Annotated in this window: 11 protein-coding genes and 2 pseudogenes; 6 read left to right on the plus strand and 7 right to left on the minus strand. The window is 75.6% G+C overall.

What is annotated here, in order from left to right:
- A pseudogene (locus AB0H53_RS28015) lies at positions 1 to 93 on the minus strand (4-amino-4-deoxychorismate lyase); the annotation flags it as partial.
- A 14-nt stretch (positions 94 to 107) separates the two neighbouring features.
- Here AB0H53_RS28015 and AB0H53_RS28020 point away from each other — a divergent pair.
- A pseudogene (locus AB0H53_RS28020) lies at positions 108 to 452 on the plus strand (VOC family protein); the annotation flags it as partial.
- 76 nt (positions 453 to 528) lie between these two features.
- On the opposite strand, the gene AB0H53_RS28025 reads toward AB0H53_RS28020, so the two are convergent.
- Both AB0H53_RS28025 and AB0H53_RS28030 read right to left on the minus strand, forming a co-directional pair.
- Positions 529 to 1,842, minus strand: a complete 1,314-nt coding sequence (locus AB0H53_RS28025; RefSeq protein WP_362119108.1) for an SWF or SNF family helicase — start codon at positions 1,840 to 1,842, stop codon at positions 529 to 531.
- Positions 1,839 to 4,877, minus strand: a complete 3,039-nt coding sequence (locus AB0H53_RS28030; RefSeq protein WP_362119111.1) for a DEAD/DEAH box helicase — start codon at positions 4,875 to 4,877, stop codon at positions 1,839 to 1,841. Before AB0H53_RS28030 ends, AB0H53_RS28025 begins: the two co-directional genes overlap by 4 nt.
- A gap of 255 nt (positions 4,878 to 5,132) precedes the next feature.
- Between AB0H53_RS28030 and AB0H53_RS28035 the strand changes: the two genes are divergently transcribed.
- The 3 genes from AB0H53_RS28035 to AB0H53_RS28045 all read left to right on the plus strand — a co-directional run bounded on the left by AB0H53_RS28035 (position 5,133) and on the right by AB0H53_RS28045 (position 6,751).
- Complete coding sequence (locus AB0H53_RS28035; RefSeq protein WP_362119114.1) at positions 5,133 to 6,197, plus strand: acyl-CoA desaturase; 1,065 nt, start codon at positions 5,133 to 5,135, stop codon at positions 6,195 to 6,197.
- Positions 6,198 to 6,286: 89 nt separating this feature from the next.
- Entirely contained in the window at positions 6,287 to 6,469 is a 183-nt protein-coding gene (locus AB0H53_RS28040) for a hypothetical protein (RefSeq protein WP_362119117.1), read from the plus strand.
- A gap of 105 nt (positions 6,470 to 6,574) precedes the next feature.
- Positions 6,575 to 6,751 (plus strand): hypothetical protein, encoded by a 177-nt coding sequence (locus AB0H53_RS28045; protein ID WP_362119120.1) that lies wholly within the window; start codon positions 6,575 to 6,577, stop codon positions 6,749 to 6,751.
- A 4-nt stretch (positions 6,752 to 6,755) separates the two neighbouring features.
- Here the strand turns inward: AB0H53_RS28045 and AB0H53_RS28050 are convergent, their stop codons facing one another.
- The 3 genes from AB0H53_RS28050 to AB0H53_RS28060 form a co-directional block, all read right to left on the minus strand.
- Positions 6,756 to 7,643 carry a hypothetical protein gene (locus AB0H53_RS28050; protein ID WP_362119179.1) on the minus strand — a complete coding sequence of 296 codons (888 nt, stop codon included), beginning with the start codon at positions 7,641 to 7,643 and terminating at the stop codon, positions 6,756 to 6,758.
- Between the two features lie 224 nt (positions 7,644 to 7,867).
- Positions 7,868 to 8,155: a hypothetical protein gene (locus AB0H53_RS28055; protein ID WP_362119181.1), complete on the minus strand. Its 288-nt coding sequence runs from the start codon at positions 8,153 to 8,155 to the stop codon at positions 7,868 to 7,870.
- Between the two features lie 202 nt (positions 8,156 to 8,357).
- Complete coding sequence (locus AB0H53_RS28060; RefSeq protein WP_362119123.1) at positions 8,358 to 8,987, minus strand: methyltransferase domain-containing protein; 630 nt, start codon at positions 8,985 to 8,987, stop codon at positions 8,358 to 8,360.
- A gap of 552 nt (positions 8,988 to 9,539) precedes the next feature.
- On the opposite strand from AB0H53_RS28060, the gene AB0H53_RS28065 reads away from it, so the two are divergent.
- Positions 9,540 to 9,956 (plus strand): roadblock/LC7 domain-containing protein, encoded by a 417-nt coding sequence (locus AB0H53_RS28065; protein WP_362119126.1) that lies wholly within the window; start codon positions 9,540 to 9,542, stop codon positions 9,954 to 9,956.
- Between the two features lie 385 nt (positions 9,957 to 10,341).
- Entirely contained in the window at positions 10,342 to 11,520 is a 1,179-nt protein-coding gene (locus AB0H53_RS28070) for a DUF6397 family protein (protein WP_362119129.1), read from the plus strand.
- Here the strand turns inward: AB0H53_RS28070 and bla are convergent.
- On the minus strand, positions 11,432 to 12,385 hold the full coding sequence (gene bla / locus AB0H53_RS28075) for a class A beta-lactamase (RefSeq protein WP_362119132.1): 954 nt from the start codon (positions 12,383 to 12,385) through the stop codon (positions 11,432 to 11,434). The two genes, AB0H53_RS28070 and bla, sit on opposite strands and share 89 nt — an antisense overlap.
- Positions 12,386 to 12,560: the final 175 nt, after the last annotated feature.

Consider the following 12,560-nt stretch of genomic DNA (forward strand, 5'->3'; position numbering starts at 1 on the left):
GGAGACCGGCGGAGTGTGCGGCTCGCCGTCCAGCACGACGAAGACGTTGGAGCCGGTGCCCTCGCACAGCCGGCCGGCGGTGTTGGCGAAGAGGGTGCGAAGACCCCGAAGGCCTGGCCGCGTTCTGGGGCACGCTCCTCGGGCGCCCGGTCACGGCACGCATGGGCCCGTACGTCTGGCTCGCCCGGGACGGCGGACCGGGGATGGGCTTCCAGCGGGTCGGCGGGCCCCGGGCCGGCAAGAACCGGGTCCACTTCGACCTGGCCTCGCCGGATCCGGCCGCCGAGCGGCAGCGGATCGAGGCGCTGGGCGGCCGTTTCCTCCCGCAGTACGCGGAGGGCGGCTTCCTGGTCATGGCCGACCCGGAGGGCAACGAGTTCTGCGTCATCCCCGAGGGGCCGTTCGAGCTGGACGACGACGGGCGCGCGAACTACCTCGACCGGCGCCCGTGACCGGCGGGGCGGGCCACCGGGAACCCGGCCGGCTCCCGGCCGCGCCCCCGCTTCCCGGTCCGGCCCGCGCGCCCCGTCACCCGCCCGCCGTCCCGGACCCCCGGTCCGCCGTGTCGGCCGGGGACAGGGTCGCGAGAGCCGCCGCCGGATCGTGTTCCGGCGGGCCGGCGGGGGACCAGCGGCCGCCCTCCTTGCGGTAGGGCCACCAGCGGCCGTCGCCGCCCAGCCGCAGTTGCACGTCCGTACCCGCTGCCGTCCAGCGCCCGGGGCCGGCCGCGCGCAGCGGCGGCCGCTCGCCGTCCTCCCAGGCTCCGGCGAGCTGTGCCCGGGCCCTGGCGGACGAGTCGGCGTCGGGGAGCGCCCCGTCCTCCAGCACCGCGAGCCCTTCCGCACCGCCCAGCCGCCAGGCGCGGACGGCCAGGTCCAGGTCCGCGCGGCGCCGGCCGGTCCCGGCGGCGAGCCGGCCGGTGATCTTCGACGGCGGGCCGGCGTCGGCGGCCAGCCGTACGGCGTCCTGGGCGGCCGTCAGCCCGGCCGCCACGGGCCGCTGTCCGTGCCCGGGGCCGACCGCGTCGGCCAGCATCCGGTACGCCCGGGCCGCCGCGTCGGCCGCCAGCAGTTCCAGCGCCGCCGGGTCCACGTCCGGCCCGGGCGGGGTCTCGGAATCCAGGGCGGGCGGCTCGCCCGGCCGTTCGGGCAGCGGGGGAGGGGCGGGCAGCGGCGGCAGGATGTCCCGTGCGGCGAACGCCTCGTCCGCCCGTACGCCCTGGGACGCGCCGGCCGCCGGCCCGTCCTGTGCCCGGGCTGCTCCCGCCGCCCGCCCGGCGCTCCGTATCTGCAACTCGTCCAGGAGCCGCCGCTCCCCGCGCCCCCGCACCAGCAGCAGCACGAACGGGTCCTCGTCCAGGAGCCGCGCCACCTGGTAGCAGAGCGCGGCCGTGTGGGGGCAGTGGTCCCAGGCGTCACAGGTGCACTCCGGGTCCAGGTCGCCGATGCCCGGCAGGAGGTCCACCCCGGCCGCCGCCGCGTCCTCCACCAGATGCGGCGGCATCTCCCGGTCCAGGAGCGCCGCGATGTGGCCGGCCCGGTCCGCCGCCATGTCGAGCAGCCGGTCCCACTCCTCGTCCGACAGCTCCTGCAACAGCACGTCGCTGCGCCACGCCGTACCGTCCGGGTCCTTCACCACGGCGGTGATCCGGCCGGGCCGTACCGACACCGCGCCCACCGCCCCGGCGCGCGCCTGCCGGCGGCCCCGCCGCAGCTGAGCGCCGTCCAGGGCCGTGTCCTCCAGGGCCTTCAGCCACGCCCGGCCCCACCAGGTCCGTGCGAAGCCCTGCCCGCGCGCGGGCGCGAGGGCGTCGAAGGTCCGCTCGCCGTCGTCCTTGCTCATCGTCCGCTCCCTCGCACGCCCCGCAGCCGGACCAGTTCCGCCAGCTCCGCGTCAGTCAGTTCGGTCAGTTCGGCGGGCGCGGCGCCGCGCGCGCCGAGCACCGCGTCCGCCAGCTCCTGCTTGCGTTCCAGCATCGCGGCGATGCGGTCCTCGACGGTGCCCTCCGCGATCAGCCGGTGCACCTGTACCGGCTGGGTCTGGCCGATCCGGTACGCACGGTCGGTGGCCTGCGCCTCGACGGCCGGATTCCACCAGCGGTCGTAGTGCACCACATGACCGGCGCGGGTGAGGTTGAGCCCGGTGCCGGCCGCCTTCAACGACAGCAGGAAGACCGGGATGTCCCCGTTCTGGAAGCGGGCCACCATCGCCTCCCGCTCGGCGACCGGAGTGCCGCCGTGCAGGAGCTGCGTGCGCACCCCGCGTGCCGTCAGGTGCCGCTCCAGCAGCCGCGCCATGGCCACGTACTGGGTGAACACCAGCACGCTCGCCTCCTCGGCGAGCATGGTGTCGAGCAGCTCGTCCAGCAGCTCCAGCTTCCCCGACCGGCCCCCGGTGCGGGGCCGGTCCTCCTTGAGGTACTGGGCCGGGTGGTTGCAGATCTGCTTGAGCGAGGTCAGCAGCGTGACCACCAGGCCGCGCCGTTCCATGCCGTCCGCCCGCGCGATCGCGTCCAGGGTCTCGCGCACCACCGCCTCGTACAGCCCGGCCTGCTCCGCGGTGAGTGACACCGCCCGGTCCGTCTCGGTCTTCGGCGGCAGTTCCGGGGCGATGCCGGGGTCCGACTTGCGGCGGCGCAGCAGGAACGGGCGGACCAGCGCGGTCAGCCGCTCGGCGGCGGCCGGGTCCCCGCCCCCCTCCACGGCCCGCGCGTACCGGCGGCGGAACGTCCCCAGGCGCCCCAGCAGGCCCGGAGTGGCCCAGTCGAGGATCGCCCACAGTTCGGAGAGGTTGTTCTCCACCGGTGTGCCGGTCAGCGCCACCCGCGCCTTGGCCCCGATGGCGCGCAACTGCCGGGCGGTGGCCGAGTACGGGTTCTTGACGTGCTGTGCCTCATCGGTGACGACCATGCCCCAGGGCACCTGGGCGAGCCGAGCCGCGTCGAGCCGCATGGTGCCGTACGTGGTGAGCACGAACTCCCCGGCCGCCAGGTCCGCCAGCTCGCGCCCGGTGCCGTGGAAGCGGCGCACCGGTGTGCCGGGGGCGAACCTCTCGATCTCCCGCTGCCAGTTGCCCATCAGGGACGTCGGGCAGACCACCAGCGTGGGGCCGGCGGCGGACTCGTCGGTCTGCCGGTGCAGGTGGAGCGCGATCAGGGTGATCGTCTTGCCCAGGCCCATGTCGTCGGCGAGGCAGGCGCCCAGTCCGAGCGAGGTCATCCGGTGCAGCCAGTTGAGGCCGCGAAGCTGGTAGTCGCGCAGGGTGGCGGCGAGCGCGGCCGGCTGTGCGAGCTCCGCGGGGCCGCCCTCCGGGTCGGCGAGCCGCTCCCGCAGGGCCCGCAGCCACCCGGTGGCCTGTACGTCGACCGTGGTGCCGTCCACCTCGGTGGTGCCGGCCAGCACGGCTCCCAGGGCGTCGACCGGGGTGACCGCGCGGTCCTCGCGGTCGCGGGCGCGCCGGACCTCCTCCGGGTCGACCAGGACCCATTGGTCGCGCAGCCGCACCACGGGCCGGCCGGCCTCGGCCAGCCGGTCCAGTTCGGCGCGGCTGAGTTCCTGGCCGCCGAGCGCGAAGTGCCAGTCGAAGGCGAGCACGGCATCGGCGGAGAGGAACGAGGGCACGCCGGAGGCAGCCCCGCCGGAGCGGGTTCCCCCGGAGACGCCCCTGCCGGACGCGTCCTCGTCCGTCGCGCCCAGCCGCGGCCCGGCCCCGTTCCCCGCGTCCCCGTCCGCCGGGTGCCCGTGAGGTCCGTCCCCGCGTGCCGTGTTCCGGCGCGGTACCCGCGCGTCCGGCGGGCCGATCACCGCCCGGACGGTCAGGGTGCGGGCCAACCGCTTGGGCCAGTGCACCTGTACGCCGGCCGCCGCCAGCGCCCGCGCGGCTTCACCCAGCAGCTCGGCGACCTCCTCGTCCACCAGGTCAACGGCGTCCGGCACGGCGGCCGACAGCAGCGGGGTCAGCGTCGGCCAGGCGCGGGCGGCGCGGCGCAGGGCGAGCAGCGCGTCCATCCGGGCGCCGGCGCCGAATCCGGCCCCGGCCGCGTCCGACCACACATCGGCGGCGTCGGCGACCAGCGCCGGGTCGCCGACACCGTGCATCTGGAGGACGGCGCGGAAGGAGGGCGCCTCGGCGGCCCCGTCCCCGTCGATTCCGGCCGCCTCGACGCGCAGCGAGAGCCGTACGCCCGCGTCATGGCCGGCGGCGATGTCGGCCGCCCAGGCCCGCAGGCCGGGAACCCGCAGCGGCCGGTGTGCCGCGAACGCCTCCCCGCCCGCCGCGAGCGGCGCCGCCGGGGTGCGCGGCAACCCGTCGACGACCGCGTCCAGATAGGACCGCAGCAGCGGTTCCGGATCCGGCAGCAGGACGGTGCCGTCCGGTGCCGCGCCGACCGGCACCGCGTGGGCGGCCGGCGGCATGGACGCGGCCAGCGTGCGCAGCCGCTCCAGGTCCTCGGGGCCGAGCGGCCCGGCGCGCCAGGCGTCGTGGTCGGTGGCGGTCAGACCGGGCAACAGCAGTCCCCGGGCGGCGAGTTGCAGGGCGAGCAGCGTCGCCGCGCCCCAGAACGCCGCCGACGGGGAGGCGCCCGGGAGGACGCGGGCCCTGGTGAGCACGGGCAGGGCGTCCCGCACGGGGACCAGCAGCGCGGACACGGAACGGGGGCGCGCGTCGTCCCCGACGACGGTCAGCTCCTCGACGGAGCCGGCCGCACAGCCGCCGGAGGCGGGAGGCGGCCGCAGGTCACCACCGTCCCCGCCGGGCGCCAGGAAGGCGACGCGTCCGGTGCGGGCGGGGTCGCCCGGCAGGAAGAGCGCGGGACAGTCGGAAAGCCGGGAGACATCGGGAAGCTCGAAGAGTGGTGCCGGGGGAAGCCTGTGCACAGCGCTGACGCTCTCCTCAAATTTGACTAGTGGGCCCGGAGTCGCCGAGGGTACCGGAACCGCCGCCCGTGCGAGGGGCTGCCGGCTGTGAGGTGTCTCACCAGGCGCTACAGGTGAGGGCAGCACCACCCCGGTACTCTGGAAAGCACCCTCCCGATTCCGGGTGGTGGTGCCATGGCTCTGGGCGATCGCTCATCCGTACGTTCAACAGGTCGGCGCACGTCTGCGCCCCAGGACCTCACCATCGGAGATGCGATGCCCCAGGCCACCCCTGTCCTCGAAGCGACCGCGCCCCCTCCCGCGCGCACCACCGGGAGCGAGTTCTCGCCCCTGCTGCGCACGATCAAGGAGCAGGGCCTGCTGAAGCGGCGCACCGGCTGGTACGCCTTCGGCATCAGCAGCAACCTGCTCGCCCTCGGCGCCGTCGCCGCCGGCCTGGTGCTCTTCGGGCACTCCTGGTGGGCCCTGCTGCTCGCCGTGCCACTGGCGGTCCTCTCCGCGCGTGCCGCCTTCTACGGCCACGACGCCGGCCACTCCCAGATCAGCGCGGACAAGCGCAGGAACCGCCTCATACAGTTGCTCCACGCCAACCTGCTGCTCGGCATGAGCCAGGAGTGGTGGAACGACAAGCACAACCGCCACCACGCCAACCCCAACCACGAGGAGAAGGACCCCGACGTGGCGCCGGACGTCCTCGTCTTCTCCGAGCACCAGACAGCGGGCCGCACCGGCGTCCAGGCATGGCTGGCCCGCCACCAGGCCTGGATGTTCTTCCCGCTGACCACCTTGGAAGGGCTTGCCCTCAAGGTGTACGGCTTCCAGGCGCTCCTCTCCAAGGACGGACCGCGCCAGACGCCGCGCGAGCGCGCGGTCGAGGGCGGTCTGCTCCTCGCCCATGTCGCCGGCTACGCGGCCCTGCTGCTGAGCACCATGTCCCTGGGCCAGGCCGTCGTCTTCGCGCTCATCCACCAGATGCTGCTCGGAGTCCACCTCGGCATGGCCTTCGCGCCCAACCACAAGGGCATGGAGGTGCCCGACCCGGACGGCGAGCCCTGGGGCCATCTGCGGCGCCAGGTCCTCACCTCGCGCAACATCCGCGGAAGCGCCCTGGTCGACTGGTTCCTGGGCGGGCTCAACTACCAGATCGAGCACCACCTCTTCCCCAGCATGCCGCGGCCCCACCTCAGGCTCGCCCAGCCCGCGGTGCGCGGCCACTGCCGCGCCCTGGGCGTCTCCTACACGGAGACCGGCCTGATCGAGTCGTACCGCCAGGCGCTGGGCCACCTGCACAAGGTCGGCGCGCCCCTCCGTACGGCGTGAGGGGTACGGCCTGAGGGCAGGAACCCCGTGGCCCGGCCGAGCGTTGCTGAAAGCAGGAGCGGTCACGGCCGCGGAGGGAGGCATCCGAGATGTCGACACGAACGAGGATCGTCATCGGGGGAGTGGCCGTGGGCCTGCTCCTGATGCCGCTGATCGGGTTCTGGCTGTCCCTGCTGGTGGTGCTCGGCGTACCCGCCGTGGCCTATCTGGCCCTGGATCCGAGTCAGCGCCGCAGGCTGCGCCGCGTCACGCGCAAGGAGCTCGGGCGCTGACCCGGCGGTCCGGCCCCGGCGCCCGTGCCACCCGGAGCGAGGCGGACCACCTGGTCTGAGCTCGGCGTACCGGGGTACGCGGGTCGGTGTCCGGAGGGAGACACCATGGACGACAAGAGGCTGGAAGGCCCCGGAGAGGGCCAGGGCATTCCCAGGGACCTGCCCGACGAGCAGGCGGGGGACGGCCCCGACCACTGGGACCCCGAGGTTTCCGAGACGCCCGAGGAGGCGCCGGAGGGCACCGGCTCGGAGGCGCCCGCTCCCGGCGAGCCCGCCGACTGAACGGTCAGGCGGGGCGGGCCGCCATCGCGTCCAGCGCCGCCAGCAGGGCCGGCAGGTGGGGTCCACGTCCGACGGGCAGCACCTCGCCGGGCCGGTCGTCCAGCAGGACGAAGGCGATGTCGTCGGTCCTGGCCACCAGCGACCAGCCGGGCCCGTCCGCCCGCAGCGTCCGGGCGCCGTCGGGCGCGAAACCGGAGCGCACCCGCCCCGGCGGAGGGGGCGTCTCCAGGTACCCGCCGACCTCGCGCAGCACCCGCCGCACCGACGCGCGCCGATCGTCGCCCGGGAGCGCCGGGGCGTCCGGGAGCGCCAGGGCGTCCGGGAGGCCCGAAGCGGCCGGACCGTCCACCCCGGTGGTACCCGGCGGCGGCTCGGGTGGCGCGAAGTCGCTCGCGTCGAGCTGGTCGCGCCAGGCCGCCCAGCGGAGTGCGATCTCGTCGGCGCCCATCCGCCGCTGAGCCGGACCCCAGACGCCGGTGTCCGGGGGTGTCAGCGGTCCCGGGTTCCCGGGGGCCGTCTCCGGGTCGTGCGGCTCGGGCAGGCCCGGCGCGGCCACCGCGAGGGCCAGCGGCCAGCCGGGCAGCGCCACGGCCACGCCGCGCTCGTCGGGGGACAGGTCGTGCTCCATGCCGCAGTCCCAGGCCGCGATCGCCACCGCGACCAGGGACACGTCGTCCACCACCACCGTCCAGCGGGCACCCTTCCCGTCCTGCCCCAGCACCAGACCGTATCCGCCCGGGTACGGCTCCAGGCCCAGCGCCGCACAGGCCTGCGGATAGTCGTCCCCCAGCGCGCTCGGGAACTGGGCCGGTGTCAGCAGTACGGCGGTGAGCACGTACAGGGCGTCGTCCGCCGCGCCACCAGGACCCCCGAGGCCAACTCGGCCGTCGATCCCGCCCGAACCGCCCACCGCGACCACCCGCCCCTCCAACGTCCCCCGGCACCGTTCGTCGGCGCACCTTAACCAGCGAGTAACCCGGACGTCGAGAGGCCGGCGCCCGCGCTCCGCCCGGCTGCGGGACGGGGGACGGATCGCGGCTGGGGGCAAGGGCCCGCCGAGGAGCGGCGGGCGGCGCCCGCTCGGCGCCGGCCACCGCCCCGACCCGTACGGCGACGTCAGCCGGCCGGCAGGCCGAGGAGACTGCGGGCGACCGTCTGGGGGGACTCGTCCCGCTCGCGGGCAAGGGCGATGACCGCCCGGCAGGCCAGTTCGCTCACCCCGAAGGACAGGGCCTCCGGCGACACCCAGCCGGCCGCCTCGTCGCCGCGTTCCTGGTCGTCCTCCGCGCAGGCGGCCACATGGACGGCGGCGGCCTCGAACAGGTTGTGCCGCCGGGCGTCCGTCCCGTCCGCCCGGGTGCCCCCTGCCTCCGCCCCCGGTCCCGGCGTACGAAGGCCGAACAACGTACGGAATCTGCTCAACACCGGTCCCACCGTCCCTCCTTCCCCCGGCCCGGCGGTGTGCCGCCGGGCCGCCGTCTCCGAAGACGCTCGCGTGCCCGGACGTGCTTCCCGAGCCCGTCCACCATCTCCGTGTCCGTGCCCGTCTCCCACGCGAGAGCGTGTCTCTCCAACGTAGAGCGTGCCCCGCCACGGCAGAAGGGCGTCACCCCCGGCGATCGCCCCGGCCCGACGCCCGGTCCCGGCGGACGGCGAGAGCCAGGAAGCGGTCGTCCTCGTCCACGTAGGAGACCAGGCGCCAGCCCGCACCGGCCAGCAGAGGGCGCAGACGCGGTTCGGCGCGCGGATCGTCCCCGGTGACCTGCCGCCCGTGCCGTGCGGCGAGGGCGGCCCGTCCGATCGGATGGAACAGCGCCAGGCGCCCACCGGGGCGTACCACGCGTGCCAGCTCCCGCAGACCGTCGGCGGGGCGCGGCAGGTGGGAGACGAGCCCGGCCGCGAACGCCGCGTCCAGTACGCCGTCACGCAGCGGAAGCCGCGCCACATCGGCGAGGAGGAACGCGCCGTCGGCGTCACGACCGGCCCGGACCGCCTCCGTGATCATCGCGGCCGTCAGGTCCACGCCCACCACCGCGCCCTGGGCGCCCACGGCCCCGCGCAGCGGCGGCACAGCGCGGCCGGTACCACAGCCCGCGTCGAGCACCCGGTCGCCCGGGCGCAGCCGCAGCTCGGCGACGGCCCGGGCGTACGCCGGCCCGTCGTCCGGGAACCGCGTGTCCCAGCCCGCCGCCCGGGCACTGAAGAACTCCTGCACATCCGCGTGATCGTCGGCCATACGCCCATGGTCCCGCACCTGTCCAGGGCCGCTGCCGCAGCACGTGCCCCGCCGTGCGGGCCCGGCCGGGCCGACCCGCCGGTCCCCCCGGGAATCCGTCGCTCTCGATCCTTGCCCGTACAAGCCCTGCCGATGCGAGCTCCGCCGGTACGAGCTCTGCCCGTACGAGCGGTTCGCCCGGCACAGGGTGTGTGCCCCTGCACCCCGCCCTCAGGCCGATCAACGGGCGGCTCGATCAACGGGCGGCGATTCCGGTCGCCCGGGGGCACAACCGCCCCGGATCCTCGCCCGGTTGCGCCTGGCGGCGCGGGGTCGCCCGGTGAAGAGGGCGGGCTTCGCCCCGGTACGACGGCGGCCGTTTCGCGCGTGCCCGCCGGGAGGAACGCCCGCACTGCTCCTCCGCCATGCTCGCCGGGTCCGCGCCCCGAGGTCCCCCTGTGTCCGGTGCGATGTGGGGCCGCTTGCCCTGCCCACCACAGTGCGCAAGGCTTACCGGGAGACACACCACACGGGGCAAAACGGGGTACCTGAAACGGGGAGGACTGACCGGACATGGCTCTGGACAAGGAACTCGACTGGTTGCTGGACGACTTGACCAAGCGCATCCAGCACATTCGGCACGCGTTGGTGCTCTCCAACGACGGGCTGGTCACGGGCGCCAGCAGCGAACTGGCGCGTGAGGACGCGGAGCACCTCGCCGCCGTCTCCTCGGGTCTGCACAGCCTGGCCCGGGGGGCGGGGCGGCACTTCCGGGCCGGAAGGGCCCGGCAGACGATGGTCGAGTTCGACGACGCGCTGCTCTTCGTCACCGCGGCCGGCGAGGGCAGTTGCCTGTGCGTGCTGAGCGCGGCCGAGGCCGACATCGGTCAGGTCGCCTATGAGATGACGCTGCTGGTGAACCGGGTCGGCGAGCATCTGGGGGTGGCGGCGAGGCAGCCGGGGGGCGGCGCCGCACTCACCGACCGCTGACCGCGTCCGCACGGCCGACCGCGTCCGCACCGCTGACCGCGTCCGCACGGCCGTCCCCCGTCCGGACGGCTGACGCACCCGTCCGCACTGTTGACTTGGCCGTCCGCACCTCCGGCGCATCCGTCCGCGCGGCTGGGACACCCCGTCCCCGCCGCGGCATCCCGCCCGACCGAGGAGTTTTCCACAGGCCGCGCGAGATGTGCCGCTGTCGGGCTACCTTCGTCACGGAGAGTAGGCGCAGCTCACGGGGAGGACGGAGATGACGGATACGAGGGGCACGGCGGGCACGACGAGCACGACGGGCGCAACAGGCGGGACAGGCATGCCGGGGGTGACAGGCGTACCGGGCGGGTCCGGCGTGCCGGACGGGACAGGGGTGCCGGGCGTGACGGCCAGGGACGCGGCAGGCACCGTGGCCCTCGGGCGCGCCGCGCAGGAACTGCGGTTGGAACGCGGTGAGCTGGACCTTGCCGTCCGGCTGGGGTTGGTGCGGACGGTGCCGGGCGAGACGGGCGGTCGGCGCCGGGTGGCACGTGCGGAGATCGACCGGCTGCGGGCCGGGCCGGACTTCCCGGACGGACTGCGCGAGCGGGTCCGCACGGTGGGGACGGCGGAGGCCGCCGAGTTGGCCTCCATCACCGCCGACCGCTTCACCAGGCTCGCCAGGACAGGACACTTCAGCCCGGTCGCCTTCCACCTGAACCGCTACCGGGCCGTGGTCTGGCGCTATGTGGCCGGTGAAGTGAGCGAGTTCGCCCGAGAACACCCGGAACTGCTCAGTGGCAGGCTGCCGCGCGCCGTACGGGCGAGACTGGACGCGGGTGACGACGTCCGTCCGCGCAACTGGCGGGCCCGCAGGCTCGCCCTGCTGCTGCGCCAGGCGGAGGACCCGTGGGCCGGTGCCGCGGCCATCGCCTCCCTCCTCGACCCGGTCCAGCTGGCCGAGGTGGTGGACGACCCCTACGAGCGCGCCCACCTGGCCCGGCTCCGTCCCGAACCGCCATACGGGCGCACGGACTCGGCCCGGGCCCGTGAGGTCGCCGACCGGCTCCTGCTGGCGGACGACCCCGACGAGATCCTCTGGCACCGGGTGAGTCTGGCTCTCGCCCTGGACGAGGCACGGGCGCTGCGGCCCGCGCCCCGCCCGGCCGGCGGGCACCGGTCTCGCGATGGGGAGCGCCCGTACGGGTGCCGCCCGGTGTCCGGGCGGCGCGGTCCCGGCCGGGCGGGCTGCTCAGCCGCCTGGGGCTGCGGCGACGGGAGGTTACCGCGCGAGAGTCCGACCGGGGTGGGCGTGGCCGGGGCGTCGGCGTCCGGGGCCGGGCGCCAGGGGGAGCCGCGCCCCATGACACAACGGTCGGGGGCGCGTGACCGCCCGCGCCCGCGCCCGCGCCCGCGCCGGCGCGTCGCCCGGCCGGCGGCGGGCACCCGGGCCCGACGGGGCGGGGGAGGGAACGCGCCGCTGTGCCCGCCCGCTAGGACAGCGCCCCGGCCACCACGGACGCCGCTTCCGCGATCAGCCTGTCGTCGTGGCCGGCGCCCTCCTCGCCACGGTTCGACATGATCGCCATGACGACGGGGGCGGCGTGGGGACGCCACACCACGGCGATGTCGTTGCGGACGCCGTAGGTGCCGCCGGTCCCGGTCTTGTCGCCGACCACCCAGTCCTCGGGCAGCCCGGCCCTGATGAGCTCCGCCCCGGTGGTGTTGCCCCGCAGCCACCCAGCGAGCTGCGCGCGTTCGCCCTCCCCGAGGACGTCCCCGAGTACGAACGCGCGCAGATCACCGGCCAGCGCCCGCGGCGTGGTGGTGTCGCGCGTGTCGCCCGGGGCCCATGTGTTCAGCTGCGGCTCGCGACGTTCCATCCGGGTGACGTCGTCGCCGGTCGCTTCGAGCACCGCGTCCAGACCGCGGGGGCCGCCCAGTCGGTCCAGGAGCACATTGGCCGCGGTGTTGTCGCTGAAGCGGACCGCGGCGTCACACAGGGCGCGCAGGCTCATCCCGGTCCCGACGTGCTTCTCGGTCACGGGGGAGTGATCGACCAGTTCGCCCCGGGAGTACCTGATCACCTGGTCCATCCCGCCCGGGGAGTACTTCCGCAGCACCGCGCCGGCGGCCAGCGCCTTGAACGTCGAGGCGAAGGGGAACCGCTCGCCGTCGTTGTGGGCGATCTCCCGCCCGGTGCCGGTGTCGACGGCGTGGACACCCAGCCGGGCGTCGAACCGGCGCTCAAGCGCCTGGAACTCGCCGGTGAGCGGCTCGGCGGTCGCCTTCGGCGCCGTCGCCGCGGCGGACGAGGCCGGCGAGGCCGGCGAGATGGACGTGGCCGGCTGCGGTGGTCCTCCGCCCTGGGCGCAGGCCGCCAGCGGGGCGAGGCTGAGCGCGGCCAGCGCGCCAAGAGCGGTGCGCCGCGCACGGGTGTGCCGCATGATGCGAACCTCCGTGGCGCCCCGCACGCGGGACGCGTAGGTGAGTGGAGTGACACCGCGCCCCGTCCCGGTACGGGTCCTCAGTGCCGGAACCACCCTCCCTCCGGGCGGCCGGGCGGTCCAGTCCGCTCACGCGACGTTCCGGGGCGGACCGGTTCCACGCGGGCCGCCGCGC

It is taken from the genome of Streptomyces sp. NPDC050856 (assembly GCF_040653855.1).
Classification (GTDB): Bacteria; Actinomycetota; Actinomycetes; order Streptomycetales; family Streptomycetaceae; genus Streptomyces.

Coding starts and splice junctions, on each gene's coding strand:
- AB0H53_RS28065 (WP_362119126.1), top strand. CDS start 9,540: ATGGCTCTGGACAAGGAACTCGACTGGTTGCTGGACGACTTGACCAAG.
- bla (WP_362119132.1), bottom strand. CDS start 12,385: ATGCGGCACACCCGTGCGCGGCGCACCGCTCTTGGCGCGCTGGCCGCG.
- AB0H53_RS28060 (WP_362119123.1), bottom strand. CDS start 8,987: ATGGCCGACGATCACGCGGATGTGCAGGAGTTCTTCAGTGCCCGGGCG.
- AB0H53_RS28025 (WP_362119108.1), bottom strand. CDS start 1,842: ATGAGCAAGGACGACGGCGAGCGGACCTTCGACGCCCTCGCGCCCGCG.
- AB0H53_RS28040 (WP_362119117.1), top strand. CDS start 6,287: ATGTCGACACGAACGAGGATCGTCATCGGGGGAGTGGCCGTGGGCCTG.
- AB0H53_RS28035 (WP_362119114.1), top strand. CDS start 5,133: ATGCCCCAGGCCACCCCTGTCCTCGAAGCGACCGCGCCCCCTCCCGCG.
- AB0H53_RS28045 (WP_362119120.1), top strand. CDS start 6,575: ATGGACGACAAGAGGCTGGAAGGCCCCGGAGAGGGCCAGGGCATTCCC.